Origin of the sequence: Bdellovibrio sp. HCB288 (assembly GCF_047305935.1) — a bacterium.
GTDB lineage: Bacteria > Bdellovibrionota > Bdellovibrionia > Bdellovibrionales > Bdellovibrionaceae > Bdellovibrio.
The window spans coordinates 2626288-2646088 of record NZ_CP178619.1; the positions used below are offsets into that span (position 1 = coordinate 2626288).

At 46.8% G+C, this 19801-nt stretch carries 21 protein-coding genes; 11 read left to right on the plus strand and 10 right to left on the minus strand.

Annotation, left to right across the window (positions count from 1 at the left end; all coding sequences use genetic code 11):
- Positions 1 to 391 precede the first annotated feature (391 nt).
- The 4 genes from ACLVWR_RS12790 to ACLVWR_RS12805 all read left to right on the plus strand — a co-directional run bounded on the left by ACLVWR_RS12790 (position 392) and on the right by ACLVWR_RS12805 (position 4515).
- Positions 392 to 2023, plus strand: a complete 1632-nt coding sequence (locus ACLVWR_RS12790) for an ABC-F family ATP-binding cassette domain-containing protein (protein WP_413581039.1) — start codon at positions 392 to 394, stop codon at positions 2021 to 2023.
- Positions 2023 to 2823, plus strand: a complete 801-nt coding sequence (locus ACLVWR_RS12795) for an alpha/beta hydrolase (protein WP_413581040.1) — start codon at positions 2023 to 2025, stop codon at positions 2821 to 2823. Before ACLVWR_RS12790 ends, ACLVWR_RS12795 begins: the two co-directional genes overlap by 1 nt.
- Positions 2824 to 2939: 116 nt before the next feature.
- Complete coding sequence (locus ACLVWR_RS12800; protein ID WP_413581041.1) at positions 2940 to 3167, plus strand: hypothetical protein; 228 nt, start codon at positions 2940 to 2942, stop codon at positions 3165 to 3167.
- An 88-nt stretch (positions 3168 to 3255) separates the two neighbouring features.
- Positions 3256 to 4515: an MFS transporter gene (locus ACLVWR_RS12805; protein ID WP_413583503.1), complete on the plus strand. Its 1260-nt coding sequence runs from the start codon at positions 3256 to 3258 to the stop codon at positions 4513 to 4515.
- On the opposite strand, the gene ACLVWR_RS12810 is transcribed toward ACLVWR_RS12805, so the two are convergent.
- Positions 4512 to 4721, minus strand: coding sequence for a hypothetical protein (locus ACLVWR_RS12810; RefSeq protein ID WP_413581042.1), 210 nt, complete (start codon positions 4719 to 4721; stop codon positions 4512 to 4514). The two genes, ACLVWR_RS12805 and ACLVWR_RS12810, sit on opposite strands and share 4 nt — an antisense overlap.
- Before the next feature lie 104 nt (positions 4722 to 4825).
- On the opposite strand from ACLVWR_RS12810, the gene ACLVWR_RS12815 reads away from it, so the two are divergent.
- Both ACLVWR_RS12815 and ACLVWR_RS12820 read left to right on the plus strand, forming a co-directional pair.
- Positions 4826 to 5419: an RlmE family RNA methyltransferase gene (locus tag ACLVWR_RS12815; RefSeq protein WP_413581043.1), complete on the plus strand. Its 594-nt coding sequence runs from the start codon at positions 4826 to 4828 to the stop codon at positions 5417 to 5419.
- Positions 5416 to 6099 carry a pseudouridine synthase family protein gene (locus ACLVWR_RS12820; RefSeq protein WP_413581044.1) on the plus strand — a complete coding sequence of 228 codons (684 nt, stop codon included), beginning with the start codon at positions 5416 to 5418 and terminating at the stop codon, positions 6097 to 6099. The genes ACLVWR_RS12815 and ACLVWR_RS12820 overlap by 4 nt, the downstream gene beginning before the upstream one ends.
- Before the next feature lies 1 nt (position 6100).
- Here the strand turns inward: ACLVWR_RS12820 and ACLVWR_RS12825 are convergent, their stop codons facing one another.
- The 6 genes from ACLVWR_RS12825 to ACLVWR_RS12850 all read right to left on the minus strand — a co-directional run bounded on the left by ACLVWR_RS12825 (position 6101) and on the right by ACLVWR_RS12850 (position 11144).
- The gene (locus ACLVWR_RS12825; RefSeq protein WP_413581045.1) at positions 6101 to 6754 is read right to left on the minus strand and encodes an HD domain-containing protein; all 654 of its coding nucleotides are present in this window, start codon (positions 6752 to 6754) and stop codon (positions 6101 to 6103) included.
- A 23-nt stretch (positions 6755 to 6777) separates the two neighbouring features.
- Complete coding sequence (locus ACLVWR_RS12830; protein ID WP_413581046.1) at positions 6778 to 7608, minus strand: C1 family peptidase; 831 nt, start codon at positions 7606 to 7608, stop codon at positions 6778 to 6780.
- A gap of 127 nt (positions 7609 to 7735) precedes the next feature.
- Entirely contained in the window at positions 7736 to 8062 is a 327-nt protein-coding gene (locus ACLVWR_RS12835) for a VOC family protein (protein ID WP_413581047.1), read from the minus strand.
- A gap of 69 nt (positions 8063 to 8131) precedes the next feature.
- Positions 8132 to 8818 carry an SAM-dependent methyltransferase gene (locus tag ACLVWR_RS12840; RefSeq protein WP_413581048.1) on the minus strand — a complete coding sequence of 229 codons (687 nt, stop codon included), beginning with the start codon at positions 8816 to 8818 and terminating at the stop codon, positions 8132 to 8134.
- A gap of 8 nt (positions 8819 to 8826) precedes the next feature.
- Positions 8827 to 9762 carry a S8 family peptidase gene (locus ACLVWR_RS12845; protein ID WP_413581049.1) on the minus strand — a complete coding sequence of 312 codons (936 nt, stop codon included), beginning with the start codon at positions 9760 to 9762 and terminating at the stop codon, positions 8827 to 8829.
- A gap of 266 nt (positions 9763 to 10028) precedes the next feature.
- On the minus strand, positions 10029 to 11144 hold the full coding sequence (locus ACLVWR_RS12850) for a GGDEF domain-containing protein (RefSeq protein ID WP_413581050.1): 1116 nt from the start codon (positions 11142 to 11144) through the stop codon (positions 10029 to 10031).
- A gap of 200 nt (positions 11145 to 11344) precedes the next feature.
- On the opposite strand from ACLVWR_RS12850, the gene ACLVWR_RS12855 reads away from it, so the two are divergent.
- A complete protein-coding gene (locus ACLVWR_RS12855) occupies positions 11345 to 12949 on the plus strand; it encodes an FAD-dependent oxidoreductase (RefSeq protein ID WP_413581051.1) in 1605 nt (534 codons plus the stop codon).
- Here ACLVWR_RS12855 and ACLVWR_RS12860 read toward each other — a convergent pair.
- On the minus strand, positions 12946 to 13761 hold the full coding sequence (locus tag ACLVWR_RS12860; RefSeq protein WP_413581052.1) for a PPK2 family polyphosphate kinase: 816 nt from the start codon (positions 13759 to 13761) through the stop codon (positions 12946 to 12948). The genes ACLVWR_RS12855 and ACLVWR_RS12860 overlap by 4 nt on opposite strands.
- Entirely contained in the window at positions 13761 to 14207 is a 447-nt protein-coding gene (locus ACLVWR_RS12865) for an OsmC family protein (protein WP_413581053.1), read from the minus strand. Before ACLVWR_RS12865 ends, ACLVWR_RS12860 begins: the two co-directional genes overlap by 1 nt.
- An 87-nt stretch (positions 14208 to 14294) precedes the next feature.
- Between ACLVWR_RS12865 and ACLVWR_RS12870 the strand changes: the two genes are divergently transcribed.
- Positions 14295 to 14840 carry an adenylate kinase gene (locus ACLVWR_RS12870; RefSeq protein ID WP_413581054.1) on the plus strand — a complete coding sequence of 182 codons (546 nt, stop codon included), beginning with the start codon at positions 14295 to 14297 and terminating at the stop codon, positions 14838 to 14840.
- 64 nt (positions 14841 to 14904) lie between these two features.
- Positions 14905 to 16314, plus strand: coding sequence for a sensor histidine kinase (locus ACLVWR_RS12875; protein WP_413581055.1), 1410 nt, complete (start codon positions 14905 to 14907; stop codon positions 16312 to 16314).
- Here the strand turns inward: ACLVWR_RS12875 and ACLVWR_RS12880 are convergent.
- Positions 16253 to 16987 carry a hypothetical protein gene (locus ACLVWR_RS12880; RefSeq protein ID WP_413581056.1) on the minus strand — a complete coding sequence of 245 codons (735 nt, stop codon included), beginning with the start codon at positions 16985 to 16987 and terminating at the stop codon, positions 16253 to 16255. The two genes, ACLVWR_RS12875 and ACLVWR_RS12880, sit on opposite strands and share 62 nt — an antisense overlap.
- A 70-nt stretch (positions 16988 to 17057) precedes the next feature.
- Between ACLVWR_RS12880 and ACLVWR_RS12885 the strand changes: the two genes are divergently transcribed.
- On the plus strand, positions 17058 to 17483 hold the full coding sequence (locus tag ACLVWR_RS12885) for a response regulator (RefSeq protein WP_413581057.1): 426 nt from the start codon (positions 17058 to 17060) through the stop codon (positions 17481 to 17483).
- Positions 17484 to 17517: 34 nt separating this feature from the next.
- Entirely contained in the window at positions 17518 to 19554 is a 2037-nt protein-coding gene (locus ACLVWR_RS12890; RefSeq protein WP_413581058.1) for a response regulator, read from the plus strand.
- The last annotated feature ends 247 nt before the right edge of the window (positions 19555 to 19801 follow it).

The following is a 19801-nucleotide window of genomic DNA, read 5'->3' on the forward strand; positions in this document are numbered from 1 at the left end:
GTATATGCTCAAAGAAGGCCGGAAGATACACGAACTCAAGCTTAAAAGCTCAGTATATATTCCCTAATTGCAATAATAATGAACTATTTGCAGAAACTGAGAGTATTTCAGACACTTACACAGCTCTCGACGGTTATAGAGCATCTCGTGGAATGCGAGTAAATAAGTCCACCTCGCGATACCTGATTCCATTCTGGCACTTGAGCCGAAGACCAGCACCTGGCTTGACCTTCCGGGGGTATCGGTCATCAGAACTCGCGCACCTTAAGGGAAAGTCAGTTATACTTTTTAAGTTGCCTAAATTCCTGGCAAACGGGGGCCTCGAGTTCCTGGATGTAAATAATTAAAAATTTTGGCGCATCTCGATGAAATTCGAGCTATAAAAGGGACCATGATTCACTTATCAAACATCACAAAGCAGCAGGGGAACAAAGTTCTCTATCGTAACGGTAACTTCCAAATCAACGACGGCGAGAAAATCGGTCTGGTGGGTTTGAATGGGACAGGAAAAACCACAATCTTCCGTATCATCACGGGTGAGGAAGGTTACGACGGAACGGTTTCCAAATCCGATAGAACTGTGATCGGTTACTTCTCTCAAAATATCGAAGACATGCGTGGGCGTTCTGCGATTGAGGAAGTGAAGTCCGCCGTCGGCAACATCGGAAACATGCAAGTCAAGATGCAGGAGTACGAAGCGAAGCTATCTGATCCTGATTTGGATCCGGATGAGATGATGAGGATCCTGGAAGTGTACGGGGAAATGCAGGGTGAGTTTGAACGCCTTGGCGGTTACGACCTGGAATCCCGTGCAGCTGAAATCCTGACTGGTCTTGGTATCGGTCCTGATGATTATCACCGTCCCACAGAGAGCTTCTCTGGTGGTTGGAAAATGCGTATCGCTTTGGCGAAAATTCTGGTGATGAACCCGCAAGTCCTGCTGATGGACGAGCCGACGAATCACTTGGACGTTGAATCCATCATCTGGCTTGAAGAGTGGCTGGTAAACTTCAAAGGTGCTGTTTTGATGACGTCGCATGACCGTGACTTCATGAACCGCATCGTATCTAAAATCGTTGAAATCGCGAACAAGACCATCACTGTTTACGGTGGTAACTACGACTTCTACGAAAAAGAGCGCGACATCCGTATGGAGCAATTGATCGCGGCAGCAAAACGCCAGGAAGATATGCTGGCGAAAGAGGAAGAGTTTATTGCCAGATTTGCAGCCCGTGCTTCTCACGCGGCGCAAGTTCAATCGCGTGTTAAAAAATTGGAAAAGATTGATCGTATCGAGGTTCCGGTTGAAGAGAATGAAATCAAATTCGTATGGCCGACACCGCCACGTGGTGGGGATGAGGTTGTCAAGTTTGAAGGTCTTTCCAAGATCTGGAAGCGCGATGATGGCAAAGAGAAGAACGTATTCTCCGGTGCCAATGCCCTGGTTAAACGCATGGACCGTATTGCGGTTGTCGGCGTGAACGGTGCGGGTAAATCCACACTGCTAAAAATTATCGCTGGTGAAGCGGATCCTACAGAAGGCACTTGTGCCTTGGGTGCATCCATCAACCTGGGTTACTTCTCTCAGAACTCTTTGGATGTTCTTGATCCGAAGGCGACGATCGTGGACGAGGTTCACTCGCGCATGCCGAATGCCGGGATGGGCACAGTGCGCTCTTTGTTGGGTGCCTTTAAATTTTCAGGCGAGGAAGCTGAGAAGAAAATCTCGATCCTTTCCGGGGGAGAAAAGTCCCGCGTGGTATTGGCAACGATCCTGGCTCAACCTGTGAATTTGCTGATCCTGGATGAGCCGACGAATCACTTGGACATCGTGTCTCGTGAAATTTTGCTTGAGGCCATCAAAAACTTCCCTGGTACAGTGATGATCGTATCGCATGACCGCCACTTCTTGCGTGAAGTCACAACCCGCGTGTTTGAAGTTGATAAAAATCAACTTCGTATCTACGAGGGTGATTACGACTACTACCTTCATAAAAAGAAACAGGAAGCGGGCGCTCGCTAATGAAGCTCGCCTTTGACCTGCGCGATTTTAAAATCCCTGTGGACCGCCTGGCTCCGCAGGAGGTTTTTCGCACTCGTCAAAAGGATCTATTGTCATATCGTTTTTATCCCGCTCGTTCTGAAAACCTGGTGATTCTGTATCACGGTGTGGGCGGGGACAGTCGTTACCTTTGCTCCCTGGCCAGTGCCATTACCGGGGCCGGTTTTGCACAAGTGGTGACGCCGGATTTTCGCTGTCATGGTGCCAGTCTTTCAGCCTCTGATAACATCGCTCCCAATCAGCTTGAAATCGATCTTGAAGAATTGATCATTCACCTTCGCATGAAGTATTCGGTCAAAAACATGACCCTTGCCGGGCATTCGCTGGGAGGTGGATTTGCTCTGCGAATTGCTGTCAGTGATGTTGGCCAGCAGTTTAAAAGATTCGTGGCAATTGCTCCCTATTTGCCGGAATCGTTTCACGCTCTGACAGAGGACCTTGGCGGCTGGATTATCTTTGATCAGAATCGAGACGGTTTTTCAGTCAATTACCCCGAAGCCTTTAAAACAGGGGAAGAGAAAACTCATTACAGTGCGGAGTTTATTCGTGCAGCGGTAGTTCCCGAAGATTTGCTTCTTAGACTGCATGCAGGAAACACCCCCTTATCTCTTATTAGCGGCGACCGCGACGAAGTGGTCTTGGGGGCGCGGCACATGGAAATATTCGAAGGCTTGGCCCATCCTCTGCTGTTAGCACAAGGTTTAAATCACCTGACGGTTGTATCAAAACCATCCATCGCGCTTTCCTTGTTTGAGTCGTAAAAGCGAACTGGTTTTAAATTAAATTCACTTAAGCACACTTAAGTCCTGCCGATAAGTTATACGGAAAATAGAAGATTGTAGGAAAGAGTAACCAAACTTGAACGTAGGCGGGGGTTATGAATTCTGAGTTGGGAGTGTTTGCACTCCGTCAGATTGTTTCGTCCATGGTTGTTATGGGGCCACTAATAGTGATCGCGGGCGTATTTAGTTATGTATTCAACCAAAATCGGAAAGCAGTGGTAATGTATGTGGCTATCGGTGTTGCACTGACGGCCATCGGGGCGGTAAATCTCTACAATGATTTGGGCCGGCCCAATGAAGTGGCGGAGGAAGTCAAAAAGTAATCTGAAATGGACGCTGGCTGGGAAGCCAGCGTTTTTTTTGACACGATGTGGGCTCCCTTTCAGTCAGAAACTATGATCTGCTTTGATCATGGATAACCGTAAGAAAAAGATATTTAGTTGGGCTCTTTACGATTGGGCGAACAGTACTTATTCCACCACAGTCATGGCGGGATTTTTTCCTGTCTTCTTTAAAATGTACTGGAGTCAGGGTGTTGATCCGACAGTGACCACAGCACGTTTGGGGACGGCCATTTCCATTTCCAGTCTGGTGATCGCTATGCTCAGTCCCACACTGGGTGTGATTTCAGATCTTAAAGGCTTCAAAAAATTATTCTGTCTGGCGTTTATGATGATCGGGGTTGTGGCCTGTGGCTGGATGACTTTCATTCCGGCCGGGGATTGGTGGAGTGCTATTTTGGCCTATGGCATTGCCATGATGGCGTTCAATGCAAGTTGTGTGTTTTATGAATCCCTGCTTCCCTATGTGGCGGAACCCAAGGAGATGGATTTTGTCTCTTCACTGGGGTACTCGCTGGGCTACTTGGGCGGCGGTGTTCTTTTTCTTGTCAATGTGTTGATGCATTTGAATCCCCACTGGTTTGGTCTGAAGGATGGTACTCAGGCGGTGCAGATCTCCTTTATGACGGTGGCTGTCTGGTGGTTTGTTTTCTCGATGCCACTGGCTCGTAATGTCCCAGAACCGCCGGTTGAAATTTCAAATGAAAATATTTGGAAGCTCACCAATCGCAGTATCGTGAAGCTCCAGGCGACCTTTAAAGAACTGATGTTCAAGGAACGCAATCTGCTTATCTTCATGATGGCCTACTGGTTGTATATCGATGGTGTTTATACTGTGATGACCATGGCCGTGGATTATGGAATGTCCATCGGACTGGGGTCGAAGGATTTAATTGCGGCTTTGCTGATCACGCAGTTTATCGGTTTTCCTTGTGCTTATTTCTTTGGAACGGTGACCAAACGTTTCGGCACCAAGGCGCCAATTTTATGCTGTATTGTCATCTATGGAATCACAGTTGTGGCGGCGATGTGGATGAGTCAGGCATGGCACTTCTATCTTTTGGCAGTGATCATAGGAATGGTACAGGGGGGAGTTCAATCACTCAGCCGCTCTATGTTTGGTAAGATGGCGCCAAAAAAACAAAGTGGCGAGTACTTTGGCTTATTCAACCTTGTGGGACGATTTGCTTCGATTTTGGGGCCGCTTATTGTGGCCTTCACAGTCACGATCACCGGCAATTCACGCCTGGGGATGATTGGTTTATTGGTGTTATTCGTTGTGGGTGGTGGTCTGCTGGCTATGGTTAAAGAGCCAAAAAACCAGCACTAAGGTTTATTCTCTTCGTTATTCTTGTTTGTTTGAGGGGCTTTGTCGGAAGTTGAAGTCTCCTCAGGAATGGTCGACTGCTGTTCCTCGATAATTTTTTTGGCTTTTTTCCCGGTAATTCCCATCCATTCCGGCAAAAATACAGCGATCGCCACAAAGATCATGGTGATGATGACGAAGAAAATGCTCATAGCGATGATCAGATTCAATTAAGGCCTCCTGGAATGTATCTTTTTTAAAGCATTCGGCGCGAAAAGGGAATGTGAAATTTAATAATGGACTTTGCAACCTTAAGCGGACATAACCCTACGATATGACTTATAATCCGCGCGATAGATACTTTAAAAAAGCAAAAGAAGAGGGCTTCGCGGCTCGCTCCGTTTTCAAACTTGAAGAGATCGACAAGAAATACAAAATCTTTAAAGGCAGCGGTCAGACAGTTTTGGATCTGGGGGCTTCTCCCGGTTCCTGGTCTCAATACGCATCTAAAGTTGTTGGTCCCAAGGGGCGTGTGTTGGGTGTGGATTTGAGTCCTGTGACAGTAAAGCTTCCCAATGCGGTTTTCATTCAGGCGGATCTGCGTGATTTGAATCTTGAAGAAATTTTCACTGAGCATGGCTTCCAACCTCCGTTTGATATCGTGATGTCAGACATGGCACCCAAGACAACAGGCATTCGTATGACTGACCAGGCACGTTCTATGGAATTGTGTGAGCTTGCCTTGGACGTGGCTCGTAAGTTTTTGCGTAAAGACGGTCACTTTGTCTGCAAACTGTTTCACAGTGATGACTTTGCCAAGCTTCGCGAAGAAATCAAAAAGTCCTTTGCCAAGTGCGAAGTGATGAAACCAGATTCGACTCGCAAGATTTCCAAAGAGATCTTTTTGATCGGCCTTAATAAAAAATGATTCAGATCGTTTTAGAGAACTGCCATTTTGTGATCTGCGATAAGCCAGCAGGAGTGCTGTCGACACCAAGTCGCATGGGGGCCGAAGACGAGCGCAACTGTCTGGGAATCGCACTGCAAAAGCAGCTGGGTGTTCAAATCTTTCCGGTGCATCGTCTGGATTTTGAAGTGTCTGGTTTGGTTATGTACGCCAAGAATCCCGAGGCGCATCGTAAAGCCAACGCCTGGTTCGAAAATAAAACTGTCAGCAAAACCTACCGTGCGCTTACAACGGCCCAGGATTTTTCTCATATCCCTGAAAATGTTAAAAACTCCCGTGAAAAGTTCACGGTGAGCGAGGGGCAGAAGTTTGAATGGAAGTCCCGAATTTTACGTGGCAAGCGCCGGGCCTTTGAAAGTCCCGAAGGCAAAGACTCTTTGACCCTGGCCCAGTTTTTAGGGATCAACGACAAGGGATATTTGCAATGGGATTTGCAACCAGTCACGGGAAGATCTCATCAATTGCGTTTTGATCTTAGTCGCCACGGATTTCCGATTGTGGGCGATGCTTTGTACGGCTCCAAGCAGCCGTGGACAGGTAAAGATTCGATCGCCCTTCGAGCCTTCAAAATTGATTTCTCAAAAGCTCCGAATGCTGCTGATTTCCAACTGCCTGCTATTGTTCAGATTCAGGAAGTTTAATTCAAATTTCGCGTTTGATTTGGGCCAGGTATTCTTTGACAAAGGTCACTCGATGAGCGGCCTCTTTTTTTGCCGTCTCGGTGTTCATCAGATCCATAAGTTTAAATAATTTTTGATAGAAGTGATCAATGCCATAGTTTTTGTCATCCAATGAACGCTGTTCCGCCCAGGGATCCTCTTCGGCATAGAACGGTCGACTCATTAAGCTGCTGGTGGCAAAACACCGTGCGATCCCAATGGCTCCCAAGGAATCCAAGCGATCGGCATCCTGAACAATTTTGGCTTCCAGAGTTGTGGGTGTGATGTTGGCTGAAAAGCTGTGTGCTTCGATGGCGTGGCGTATAGCATCGAAATACTTTTCGGGATAGTGGACTGATTTTAAATATTCAATGGTGGCTTCGGCAGAAAGTGCAGAAGCGTAGGGGCGACGGGGATCACCTTTGGGCACATTGATATAGTCGTGAAAGAAGGCCGCAGGCATGACCACTTCCCAGCGGCCTTGTTCAGAAGCACACAGGGATTTAGCGGTGCTTACGACGCGTTGGATGTGCAGGAAATCATGTGCGGGGTCTGAGTTTGGATACAGCACCCGCGCTTTGTTCTTAAATAAATGGAACCATTTCGCTTCGTCAAAGTCAGTTTGTTGCTGATTCATGATTTCCATCTCTTCAGTTTGAATTACTGTCCAACTCGTTTCACTGAAGGAGAGGTTAACTTGTCAAAATACGCAGTCAAGAATTGATCTGAGTAATTATCAACGTGGTCAAAGGTCACAAAACCGTAACCTTGGTTGCCCCATTCAGGGCCCCAGGAGTTTTTGAACATGAACAAACGACGGTCTGAGTCGTAACCCATTAGCAGAATCGCATGACCGCCACACGGGATTTTTGCGCTTGCACATTGCTCTGCGATTTCAGGGGTCATGGTGAATGTACCCTTGGAGTCATTGATGTGCGGAATTGCCACGTTAAGTGTAACCACCACAGAGCGACCCTGTTTGATTTCATTCATCACGTGATCAGACCAGGGTCTTTGCACGAACATTTGCGTCAGTTGTTTGAAACTCAAACTACGGATTTGCACTTTGGGTACATTTTGTTTGCGCAGATCATAGAATCCCAGTTGTTGGGAAGTAAGCGGTTTAGTGAAGTCAGGGCTGTCTTCCTGGTAAGGAAGTTGAGCTTCTTCGTAGACATACATGTCGGACTTGATGGTTTGAAGCAGGTCATAGGTATTCCCAAACTCAACTTCAGGGCGCCATGCATTGGCCACTTTGTGGCGGAAGATCTCGAACTCTTCAGAGATATCGTAATCTTCACCAGTGAGCTTTTTAAAGGTGCTCTCCACCAGTGCGTTCACTGCAAAGTAAGCGCAAGTGTCGCGTTTTTTCTGGTTCTTTACCGGTGTTTGAATGTCAGAAAGAACGATGCTCTCGGCCTTGGCATCTTTAACATAAATCGAGCACAGAAGTGCCGCAGAGAAAAACAGAGTACGTATCACAAACGTCATTTTGATTCCTTCACATTTAATATCGCCGAATGATTCTGCAAACTTGTGGCCAGTTGAAATGGCGTACAGGCCGTTTGGAGGCAGAGGAGGCAGATATCAGGAAAGGAATTACCTGACTGACTAAAACTTAGTCGGGCTCGGGCAGGTCGATCACACTGAGTGACTCGTCCCAAGGCTCCCACACTTCGATCTTGTTGCCTTCCGGATCATAGAACCAGGCAAATCGGCCCTTGGAGTTTTCATCAATATGGTCCACGATTCTGATTCCGGACTCGGCAAGATTTTGAATCAATGGTGCCAGATGGTGAACTTTAAAGCTCAACATTTGCGCGTTTTCCCCATCCATCATCTCAATGTGCTCGCCTACGAATCCACCCGTGTCTGCGCGGTTCAGGTGCAGATTTTTCTCGTACCAGCTGTCTAGTTTTTCTGAGCGATTGAAGAGTGTGTTCATGAATTTATGATCAGCTTCATGTCCTGGCAGAACAAGGCCAGTCAAAGTCCAATGCTGTTCGTCAGTTGCTCAAGACTTAAAGATAGTAAAGTGATCAAAGACCCTTGGCTCATTGATTTCTGCCAACCAGGGGTGAGCCTGAAAAATGCGATGGCGGATGTAACGGCCTCGCGCTACGACCTGAATGGGACGTTGGCGTGCAATGGCTTTCAGGTCCTCTAACGTTTTATCCACCGCAGGGGCGCTGCCAAAGTCGAATATAAAATAGTAATCCGCTGAGACCGGTTTAAAGAGTGGATCTGTCAAATCCTGAGTCTTGATTGTGCTAAGGGGAAAGTTGAACTTTTGCAGAATGCGATTTCCCTCGTCGACTCTTTCGGCCACTAATTCATAGCCGGTAAAGTGAACATCGGAATAGTGCATTCCCACCACAAAGGCCATACGACCATATCCGCAGCCCAGATCAACGATGTGCTGACCTTTTTGAGGATTCAGTAAATGCAGGATATGACGGATCTCGGTGTAGGGTGTTTGCAATGCTTGAACTGGAAGTCCACGCCAGAAGTTCACTGGAATATTCTGATCTGCCTGAATGTTGTACTTATGTGAACTTAAGAGTGCATGCTCGATTTCGGCAGTTTTAAAACCCAGCCACTCATCCACGACAACAGAATGTTCCTGAGCTTCCTGATAGGAGTGCTCGTCATCGTTGATCAGTGGAAAAGGCCCTTGTGGGGTGAATTCAATTGCGCTCAATACTTAATTTATAGGCTCGAGATATCATTCTGTAAAGAGGTAATGCGCACGTTGGATTTTAGCTTTCCTGCCAAAGATTCATCGCGGATGCCTTCGGTTTCCAGTTTTAGTTTGATTAACTCAGGATCACGCAAGTCAGGGTTTTGCAGCATAAGTGCTGCGGCAAGCCCCGTGACCCAGGCGGTGGCCTGTGAGGTGCCGGTCATCATTCCAAATTGGCCGCCGGGCAGGGAAGAATATACGTTCTTGCCCGGGGCCGCGATATCCACACTTTTAGATCCGTAGTTACTGCTGTCAATGAGATGACGATTCGTATCCAGGGCCGCGACGGAAATGATGTTGCGCAGATTATAGCCCGCTGGATAGTACCCCATCTTATCGGTGTTGCGACCGTCATTACCGGCGGCAGCGACAAAGAGAATTCCTTTCTCTTGAGCTTCACGGATTGCCTGCTCTTCCAGAGCACTGCGTGTGTCGCCACCGCCAGAATAGTTTATAATGTCGGCCTTCATTTTGATCGCATACCGTATTGCACGAACGGTATTGACCAAATTCACCCGACCTGATTGTTCTGGATCATAATATTTCAAAACCATAAATTTCACACGCTTTGAAAGTGTGCGCTGACGGATGATTCCGGCAATATGGGTGCCGTGCCCGTGCTGGTCTGAAAGATCATTGTTTTCAGAAACAAAGTTCCATCCATGGAGATCCCCGGCATATCCATTGCCATCGTTATCCAAACCATTTGTTTTTTCTTTGGGGTTCAACCAAAGATTGTCTTTTATAAGTGGGTGATTGATGTCGACACCGGTATCGATGATCGCAATCACGATATCGCGATCTGGTTCCAGCGTGCGTGGTTGCGCTACTGCAGGCCAGAACACAGGGGTGGCAGAGAGGATTCCAAAGAAAGTTTTTTGAATTAGATTCAGTGATCTCATGATTGCCCCCGTTGTCTTGGGCTAATGCATGGGACGGGCCAGGTATAAGCAAATCTAATGGGGTCTCATTCGGAGATTTGTCACTTGTGTTTACAAATCCTTAAACAGCGTAAAACGCATTTCAGCTGTCTAAAAGACGACATACATCACTAACTTTTAAACACCGGTTTAAAAGTTCCTCTTATTTGACTGCGATACTTGCTTATGATGGAACAGGGATTTTTACGGGGGACACCCCCCAAAAGGTACGGCGTACCTTTTGGGATTTAGGCGACTCTTTTAATTCCTGGTGGGTTGGCAACGGTGTGTTTGTTGCGACCTGTCTGTTTGGAAGTGTACAGGGCCTCATCCACGCGCTTATACCAGCCATCTGGAGTTTCCCCGGCTTCAAGCTGGGCGATTCCCAAACTGACGGTGAAGCGGATTTCCAGATTTCCGTGAACAAAGACCTCTTTGCGGATCTTGGCCATGCATTCATCCACCATTTTAATAGCTGCTTGGGTGTCACAGCCTGGCAGGATTACGGCGAATTCTTCACCGCCCAGGCGGGCAACAAAGTCGACCTCACGGCTGAAGCTTTCCTGTAGCAGGCGCACGCATTGCTGCAATACGAAGTCGCCAATATCGTGGCCGTAGGCATCGTTGATCTTTTTAAAGAAGTCGATATCAAACAGCAGCATGGTCACCGGATCGTGATCCAATTGGTTGATTTGGATGTAGCGTTTGACCTGCTCATCAAAGCTCTTGCGGTTATGGGCGCCAGTCAAATGATCTGAACGCATAGTGCGATTGGCTTCCATAAGCTGCTTCTTAACTGTCGATAGGCTTTTCTTGACCGATTCCATGCGTTTCGAGCGTCGTTCGTTATTGCTTGTCTGATGCTTTAAATAGAAATCAATGAACTCCCGGGATTTCGCACGCAGGTCCTCAATGGAGTTTGATTCCACGGCTTCACGGAGCTGAGCGAGGCTGGCATTGACCTGACCTTCAGAGGTGGCTTCGGCCGCGACTTCGTCGCCCAGGTTGTCGGCAAAATCCCAAATGATGCGTTTGAAATCATCGAATGTGTTTTGCACATAAGTTGTTTCATCAATGCGGTAGCTGGAGAAGAACTGACGGAAGCGGAAAAGAGCATCTTCCAATTCCTGTCCTTCCATAGTCATAAGTTCTTTGGCAACGGTATCAAGCTTTGCGCGCACCTTGCGCACAGAGTGATTTTGAACCTCGAACAGATTCTTATTAAGAACATCCAAAATAAACAACAAAGTGGCACGATCTTCGGAAAGCATCGGGCCGTCTTTGCCTTTGGATTCTTTATTATGAGGTGCGGATCCCCAGTCCATGTCCAACTGATCAACCAGCTTTTTCATCCACTGTTTCAACTTCTGCCTCCGGGAAATATCATCATTTCTTTTTCGGTAAATGCGAGTCGATTGTTTATGCCTTCCCGACACAAGTCCGGTGGAATCTCACAATGATACAGGACGTGATGGTGCTTTTTCGCAACTGTGTGAAGGTTTACTCAAGTCCTTGTCGCAAGAATACTAAAATGTTCCTGAATTGACGAAAAAGGAGTCACCCTATGGGTACAAGCGCAGAACTTACCGGGCCTGATTTTTCCAAAGGTGTTTCGGTCGACCTGATTCAGGAAGGGGAAACTCTGCTGGGGCATGTGGGGGACAGAGCGGTTATTTTGGCGAAGGTAGAGGGCGAAATCTACGCTGTGGGTGCCAATTGCTCGCATTATGGCGCGCCTTTAAGTCAGGGGCTGCTGGTGGGGCATCATATTCATTGTCCGTGGCACCATTCCACTTTCAATATAAAAACCGGCGAAGCAGAAAAAGCCCCGGCCTTGACGCCGATAGCCTGTTGGATGACCGAAGTCGTTGACGAGAAAGTTTTCGTCCGTGGGAAAAAGAAAATTCCGCAACCAGTTTTGCGTGGCACTGAAAGTCAGCATGTCGTGATTGTCGGCGGCGGTGCTGCCGGAACATCCTGTGCAGCGATGCTGCGACGTCAGGGATTTGCCGGGACTATTCAGATGATCAGTCACGATGACTCTGCACCTTACGACCGGACCAACCTTTCGAAGGACTACCTGTCCGGTGCAGCTCCTGAGGAATGGTTGCCAATATTGAAAGAGTCTTTTTTTGAAAAGAATAAAATTCAGATCAGTCTGAAAACGGACGTCAAGAGTATCGAACCTGACAGAAAGTCAGTGGAGCTTTCAGATGGCAGAACATTGTTTTACGATAAACTGCTGCTGGCAACAGGTGGTGAACCTGTAAAACCTCCAATTCCCGGCATCGACCGCGAAAAAGTCCTGATGCTAAGAACCTTAAAGAACTGCCGATCCATTATCAGTGCCTGCGAAACTGCGAAGACTGTGGCAGTTGTTGGAGCGGGATTTATCGGTCTGGAGGTTGCGGCGTCCTTAAACCAAAGAGGTATTGTCGTCCATGTGATCGCGCCCGAGGAAATGCCTTTGATTAAGACACTGGGAATTCATGTGGGAAGCTATATCAAGCACTTGCATGAGTCCCATGGGGTTCACTTTCATTTAGGGCATTCTGTGAAAGAGATACTGGATGACAAGGTTATTTTGGATGACCTGACGACTGTGGACTGTGATTTCGTCGTGGTTGGAGCGGGTATTCAACCCAATGTGGAATTGGCAAAGCAGGCGGGCTGCGATATTGATCACGGTGTGGTGGTGAATGAATTCCTGGAAACAAGTGTTCCCGGTATTTTTGCGGCTGGTGATATTGCGCGGTGGCCGGACCCCCGAAGTCAGAGACTGATCCGTGTTGAACATTGGGAAGTGGCTGAACGCCAAGGTCAGGTTGTTGCTTGTAATATATTGGGGGCAAAAACCAGATATCAGGACGTGCCCTTCTTCTGGACTCAGCAGTTTGATAAAATTCTTTGTTATATAGGTTATTCCGATCGTTTTGACCGGATGGATCTGATGGGTGATCCCGGCAAAGATGATTTTGCAGTGGTCTACTATGAGGATGACCGAATTGCTGCGTTTCTGTCTGTCGGTCGTGATCTTGAAAATCTTAAAGTCGAGCAAGCGCTGCAGCGGATTGATTACCAAAAAGCCGAAGACATATTCCGTGAATACCAGCGTCAGTTCAAGCGACCGCAACCACCGGCGCCGAATTATTTCGAGCCGAGCCCCTAGAGCTTGGCGACCTCTTTTTTGATTTTTTCAAACGTGGCCTTGTCAAAACGTGGCAAGACCGGTTTTAGTTTTTTCAAACGTTGTTCCAGAATAAATGACACCACGAAATTGCGTACGTCTTTGTCGTCGGCGGGTATGATGTACCAGGGGCGGTCTTTGTGGTGTGTCTTGTGTATAATCTCTCCGTAGGCTTTTTGATATTTTGGCCAGAGTTTTCTCTCAGCCAGATCACTTAATTCAAATTTCCAATGCTTGTCCGGATTGTCGATACGTGCGCGCAGTCGCTCGGCCTGTTCTTTAAGGCTGATATGCAAAAAGAACTTCAAAATTGTCACGCCCTCATCGGTAAGCATCTTTTCAAAAGCATTGATGTCTTGGATTCGATTTTCAATCCGCGATTTAGGAAGAGTTTTATGAACTGCAGGAATGATCACATCTTCGTAGTGACTGCGATTGAAAATCACGATCTCCCCATTGATGGGGGTGTTGGCATGGACACGCCAAAGATAGTCATGACGTAATTCTTTGGGCGTGGGCCTTTTGAAGGAGACGACGCGAAGTCCCTGGGGATTCATGGCGGCGAATACGTGCTCGACCGTACCGTCTTTGCCGGACGTATCGAGCCCCTGCAGAATGATCAGGACTTTATGTTTGCTTTCAGCAAAGATAAGTTCCTGAAGATCCCCCAGATCCTCCGCGACTTCTGCAAAATGCGACTTCAAATCCTTTTTGGTCTTGCCTCTAGTGTCAGGATTGGTCGCAACCTTCGCCAGACTTTTTGATTTCGGAGTAAACTCTTTAACTTTGATCATCAGTGCTGTGCGCGAAGCTCGCCCTCATCCAAAGTGGCATCCAAAGAAATTTCCGTATCGAGCAATCGTGAAACAGGACAATTGTTTTTGGCCTCTTCGGCAATTGAATTGAATCTGTTTTGATCAATTCCTGGAATTTTGGCTCTTAAAGCCAGATTGGAATGGGTTATCACCCAGTCGTTGCCATTTTTTTCTATGCTGACCGCGGCATTCACCTGCAGTGACTCCGGGGTGATTCCCTGCTGAGTTAAAGCGGCGGCAAGGGCCATTGCAAAACATGATGAGTGAGCTGCGGCGATAAGTTCCTCGGGATTGGTTCCGGGTTCATTGCCAAATCGACGCATCAATGAATAGGGCACCTTTTTTAAGGCACCACTTTCAGTGGAGACTTCGCCCTGACCTTGTTGTAAATTACCTCGCCACAGAACTTCAGCTTTTCTTTCCATTCTAATCCTCCAATTAAGAGTCTAAAGGATAAAAGGGAATAGGTCTGACGTTGACCTTGAGATGTTATATTTGTTAAAGATCATTGTATGAATGAATCGCCAAAAAAAATCGCTGTGATTGGGAATGCGGGAGCTGGAAAAACGGTCTTGTCGAGACGCCTGGCACAGATCCACAAACTTCCTTTGACACATGTTGATTCCATTCAGTTTCTTGCTGGTATGAAAATCAGGCCCCATAAAGAATCCATTAGCATTATTTCAGATGTGCAGAATCAGAATGCCTGGATTATTGACGGGTATGGTCCCTTGGATATTTTGGAAAAGCGCTTACAGCTGGCGGATCGAATCGTGATGATTGATTTGCCGTTATGGCGGCATTATTGGTGGGCCAGCAAGCGGCAGTTACAAAATCTTTGGAGTCCCCGCCGTGAGCTTCCTGAAGGCTGCAGCGAAATCTCCTGGGCGCAGACGAAAAAGCTTTATAAAACCATTGGTACAGTTCATCGTTTGATGCGACCGGAGCTTATTCGAATTTTGAACAGAGAGAATATCAAAAGCAAAGTTGTCTGGATTCGCAATCTTTCTCAACTAAAAGCTGTTTCTCGTTCGGGGGTTGCCCAGGATGGTCTTTGACAGGTCTTGTTTTTAAATCTTAAATTCTGTTGGGGACGATAGTTCTGAAGCGTACACTTGTTTCATGAGCGAAAGTCTGTACATCACAGTTCTGGTATTCTCGGGAACGATGCTGGTCAACGTACTGACATCAACAGCTCTGTGGTATATTCACGGGAATCGAATTTTCGGCTATATCACCTTAAGCTGGGTTATAACGGCGATCAATTTCTTCATGCAAAGCCAATTTGTCGGGTTCGATTATAAAATGCTGCTGGCCTTTAGCTTTTATTTACTGGCCAGCTGGGTCTACTATGAAATCACCCTGGCACTGCTGAAGAATGAGGGACGAAGCAGATGGATTTACGCACTTCCCATTGTGTTGGTTGTCGTGGGCTTGGGTGTATTAAGACTGACATCCTCTTATCAGGTGGCCTCGATATTTAGCGCCATCGCCATTGCGTTGCCTTTGCTTGCGGCCGCCTGGGTTTCATTCCGCCACGAGAATCATCGCGATGAGACCAAAGGGTTTCGCGTGCTCGCACTGCTGCTATTTCTGTTGGCGGTACACTACCTGGATTATCCGATTTTACGCCATAGTGAAGTTGGGGCTGTTTTTGGTTATACGATGGCATTTTTGCTGACCTTTGCATTCTCCATCTTTTTTCCCAGTTTTCTTCTTTGGCAATTGGCCCATGAATACAGTGGAAAGCTTCAGGATGAAGTCACCAAGCAAACCAAAGAGCTGGTGGCTCTGGATAATCGGAATAAGGCTCTCCTGTCCATTCTGATTCATGATCTGGCGACGCCGGTCACAACAGCCATGATGTCCATTTCAAAAATGGAGCGTGTTGCACAAACGGTTTCTTTGGATAGATTGCGCAGGTCATTGCATTATATCATGAGCACGATTGAAAAAGTCCGGGAACTGCAGGCCGTATCCACGGGCAAGAAGAATCTTGAGATGGAATTTTCTGATCCTCTTTTGGCGGCGCACGGGGCCGTTTCCTATTACGCGGAACAACTGCATGCTCAAAACCTGACAGTTCGATTTATTGACCGGCGTAGAAACTTCGGCGCGGCCGTGATGATCGATGCACAACTGTTGCAGGCCCAGGTTATGGGAAACCTGATCAGTAATGCCATCAAGTTTTCACCTCGCGGGGAGGAGATTGTGATTCGCCTGACAGAGGATGCGCACTTCCTGAGTATTGACGTGGTAGATTTTGGAATTGGAATTCCTGAAAATATAGCGGGCAAATTATTTTCGTTTACTGGAGTGACCACGCGGAAGGGACTTCATAATGAAAAGGGGACAGGTTTTGGTCTGCCCCTTGTTAAAGCCTACGTGGACATGATGCACGGACGTATAGAATTCAAAACGCAGTACAAAGACCCGGATTTCGAACGTGAAGTCGGGGTGTGTATGCGGGTCAAATTGCCTTTGGTGACAACTCAGCCAATTCTTTCAAAGGCACCTGAGAAGGGGATGTAAAGATCGCCCGTTGCTTGTACCAGGAAGTGAACATCAAGTGGAACCATTCAAAGACTTCCAAAAGAATCATGGCTGCATTTTTTGATTCCTCATCCGTCAGTTGCAGTTCATTTAGATCCAGCTGATGTGTTTCGTCAATCCAGCTTCCTTGTTGGTGACTGGCTTCCTCAAAGAAATGGTGATCCCCAAAATATTTTAATGCCTCAGGTGAGTGTGAATCGGAGGCGCGGACAGCTTCGATAAATACGGCAAAAGCCAGCTCCAGACATTCAATCATCAGCAGGCGGACCCCCGGGCTGTTCTGTTGAAATGTCAGTGACATCATTTTGTAGGTGGCCTGGCGAACCCGCCAGTTATCATTGGACCAAATCTGACGAAGTGCCGTGGTGGTCTTGGTACCCCAGGCACTTTGCCCTACGTTCATGGTTTCAAGATCATCCAAAAAAAGTTGCCAGTGTTCGAGGTCTTCTTTGCAGTGATGGTTGACAGCTTTCTCGAGAGTGGTCGTTGCTTGGGGATACTCCAAATTCAGAAGTAAATCTTTGAAGCCGAGAACGAAAAAACTCATGGCTGGTGCGAAAGAGAGAGGTGTTTTCGAAGAGCGGATCCAATGTATCAATACATGTTCATTCAACTTACTTTTCTCGGCAAATAACATTTTGTTAAAATCCATTTGTACTCCGGTTGCAAAGTTTATGTCTTACGATCAGTCTTATTGGTATACCTCTACAAGGATGCAACATATGCTTCAGAAAATGAATCTTCTGGTGGTCGAGGATGATCAAGACCTTGGAGAAATGATTGCCGATTCATTGAAAGATCTTTTTCAAACCGTTGAATTTACAACGAACTTCGATAAGGCCGTCGTCATCCTGACGGATCTTAAACCTGACGTTATTGTCACAGATCAAAATATTGAAGGCGGCTTTGGTATTGCTTTGGTTGCACATGCTCGTCAAAAAAATGTGAATACAGTCGCAATCGTGCAAACTGGCAACCCCTCTCTGGAACTTCAGACCGAGGCGGCTCGTTTGGGAAGTGTCGAAATAATTGAAAAGCCATTTGATGCGCAACTTCTGCATTTACGTGTGTCACAATTAATTATGGCAGAGACCATGCGGCGAAAAATGGAAGAGCCGGTCACTCGCGAAATTAGGGATTTCCAGTAGATTCAGTCATTTTTAAAAAAAGGTGGAATCAGCCGTGGAAACAGAACTAAAAAAGATCAATATTCTACTGATCGAAAGCAGTGATGAACACGCGGAACTTGTTCGTGGGTACCTGCGTGATATAAAGTCCTTTGAGATATCGGTGACCCGGGAGGCATTTCTTGCAAAGGCCATTCAGCGCCTGAGTGAGGAGAAGTTCAACGCCATTCTTTTGGATTTGCACCTGTTGGACAGTTCGTCCGATGAAACCCTGCCTCGGCTTGGTAAAGTGGCCAGTGATATACCGATCATCGTGCTTTCGACCTTGGATGACCGGGAAAGTACGATCAAGGCCGTGCAGGAGGGGGCGTCTGACTTTTTGAACAAGTCCCAGCTGTCACCGGAAGTTCTGGCTCGTACGTTGTTGCGGTCTATTGAAAGTAAAGAATCAGAAATAAAAATCAGACAACAACTGCATCAGACGGCCCTTCTTTCAGAGCTAAGTCAATTCGCCCTTAACGAAGTGAATCTGGAAAAAGTGAAATTGCGCTGCAGGGATATATTGCTAAATGCTTTGCTTGTGGACTTTGTTCAATTTGTGGAACCGGTGGAAAACGCCTTCAAATCCCTCGCTGAGCGGGTTCGCAATGGTGTACCATTTTTGTTTGGTGATCTGGAGTTCCTGGGGATGGGGGCTGAAAAACAACAGATGCGAAATTCGGGGATGAAATCGGGTGTGAATATCGTGATAGTCAGCAAGGATGTGGATGTTCCACCCCTTGTCATGATGATCTATGATCATCGTGATCGCAATTTCAAGTATGACGAAATCGAGTTCATGAAGGCGATCGCTAATATCATATCGTCGGTGGCGACACACGCTTATTTGGAAAGAACTGTTCAGCAAAAAATTGAAAGTCTGAAGCAGGCTCATCAGAAGAAAGATGAGTTCCTGGCGACTTTGTCTCATGAACTGCGCACTCCATTGAATATTATCACTGGATACATGGAGATTTTGAAGGAATCTGACTTCAATTCTCCAGATTATCAAAATGCCTTGCAGATCATTGATGCCAATTTGAAAATCGAAACGCGTTTGATTGGGGAGATCCTGGATATGTCCCGGATTATCACCGGTAAAATGAAATTGGATCTAAGTTTCTTTGCTTTGGACGACATGATTGAATCCTGTGTGGAATCTTTAAGTCTTGCCACCGCGGCAAAAAAACTGATGCTCGAAATGAATATTTCGCCAAATTTGGGACGGATGTGGGGAGACCGTGATCGGATGCAACAGGTTGTTTGGAATTTGCTTTCCAATGCAGTCAAGTTCACTGATGTCGGGGGGGCAGTAAGAATTTCCGCCAACAAAGTGGGTGATCAATTTGAATTCATTATCGAGGACAATGGCGTCGGCATCAGTATGGAGAATCAAAAAGATGTTTTCAACCGCTTCTGGCAGGAGGATTCCGCCATCACCCGGGAGCATATGGGATTAGGGCTGGGGCTGGGAATTGTTCGGCATATTGTTGAACTCCACGGCGGCACTGTGGACGTTCAAAGTGCCGGTAAAAATAGAGGCAGTAAATTCACGATTCACGTGCCTATACAACAGTTGCGTGCCGTCGAGGATGCTCCGGTTGAAAAGAAGGAGGAGCCGGCAGCAGCTGTTTCAAACAGAAATTTGCAAGGCATGCATTTGTTGGCCATTGATGACTCAGAGGATTCGTTAAGTTTGTTGCAGCATTTGCTGCGAAAATCCGGGGCCGAGGTTGAGGGGACTAGTGATCCGCGACAAGGTTTGGAGCTGGCCATGAAGGATCAATACGACGTTATCATTTGTGATATTGGGATGCCGGTTTTGGATGGATTTTCGCTAATGAAGAAGCTCAGAGACTGGGAAGAGCATCATGGGCGTGCCAATACCAGCGCCATAGCCTTGACGGCTTATGTGGCCAAGGAAGATGTTGATAAAGCCATGGAAGTGGGATTTCAGGCCCATATGCCCAAACCGTTGAATCTTCCGTTGTTAAAGGAAAAAATCCTGGAGCTTGCGCCAATGGGGCCCTCTTCTTCAATGGTTGGAAACTAAATCGTGGACTAAGTGCAGCCGCGGATCAGGTAAAAAATTAAAAGTATTGGAATGGGCACGCCAATAAGCCACAAAAGGATCCAGCCTATTTTTCCTTGTTGGTTTTTAAAATCAGGCATCATGACAACGACCTCCTGTTTCTTTGTTAATCTTAGGACACCTTGCTTGAAAGATTAAATCCGAAAACATTGTTTTAAGTCAGTAGAGTTCGGTTAAGTCGAGTTTATTTCAAAGTAGTGATAAACTT

Coding starts and splice junctions, on each gene's coding strand:
- ACLVWR_RS12790 (WP_413581039.1), top strand. CDS start 392: ATGATTCACTTATCAAACATCACAAAGCAGCAGGGGAACAAAGTTCTC.
- ACLVWR_RS12795 (WP_413581040.1), top strand. CDS start 2,023: ATGAAGCTCGCCTTTGACCTGCGCGATTTTAAAATCCCTGTGGACCGC.
- ACLVWR_RS12800 (WP_413581041.1), top strand. CDS start 2,940: ATGAATTCTGAGTTGGGAGTGTTTGCACTCCGTCAGATTGTTTCGTCC.
- ACLVWR_RS12805 (WP_413583503.1), top strand. CDS start 3,256: ATGGATAACCGTAAGAAAAAGATATTTAGTTGGGCTCTTTACGATTGG.
- ACLVWR_RS12815 (WP_413581043.1), top strand. CDS start 4,826: ATGACTTATAATCCGCGCGATAGATACTTTAAAAAAGCAAAAGAAGAG.
- ACLVWR_RS12820 (WP_413581044.1), top strand. CDS start 5,416: ATGATTCAGATCGTTTTAGAGAACTGCCATTTTGTGATCTGCGATAAG.
- ACLVWR_RS12825 (WP_413581045.1), bottom strand. CDS start 6,754: ATGAATCAGCAACAAACTGACTTTGACGAAGCGAAATGGTTCCATTTA.
- ACLVWR_RS12830 (WP_413581046.1), bottom strand. CDS start 7,608: ATGACGTTTGTGATACGTACTCTGTTTTTCTCTGCGGCACTTCTGTGC.
- ACLVWR_RS12835 (WP_413581047.1), bottom strand. CDS start 8,062: ATGAACACACTCTTCAATCGCTCAGAAAAACTAGACAGCTGGTACGAG.
- ACLVWR_RS12845 (WP_413581049.1), bottom strand. CDS start 9,762: ATGAGATCACTGAATCTAATTCAAAAAACTTTCTTTGGAATCCTCTCT.
- ACLVWR_RS12855 (WP_413581051.1), top strand. CDS start 11,345: ATGGGTACAAGCGCAGAACTTACCGGGCCTGATTTTTCCAAAGGTGTT.
- ACLVWR_RS12860 (WP_413581052.1), bottom strand. CDS start 13,761: ATGATCAAAGTTAAAGAGTTTACTCCGAAATCAAAAAGTCTGGCGAAG.
- ACLVWR_RS12865 (WP_413581053.1), bottom strand. CDS start 14,207: ATGGAAAGAAAAGCTGAAGTTCTGTGGCGAGGTAATTTACAACAAGGT.
- ACLVWR_RS12870 (WP_413581054.1), top strand. CDS start 14,295: ATGAATGAATCGCCAAAAAAAATCGCTGTGATTGGGAATGCGGGAGCT.
- ACLVWR_RS12875 (WP_413581055.1), top strand. CDS start 14,905: ATGAGCGAAAGTCTGTACATCACAGTTCTGGTATTCTCGGGAACGATG.
- ACLVWR_RS12880 (WP_413581056.1), bottom strand. CDS start 16,987: ATGGATTTTAACAAAATGTTATTTGCCGAGAAAAGTAAGTTGAATGAA.
- ACLVWR_RS12885 (WP_413581057.1), top strand. CDS start 17,058: ATGCTTCAGAAAATGAATCTTCTGGTGGTCGAGGATGATCAAGACCTT.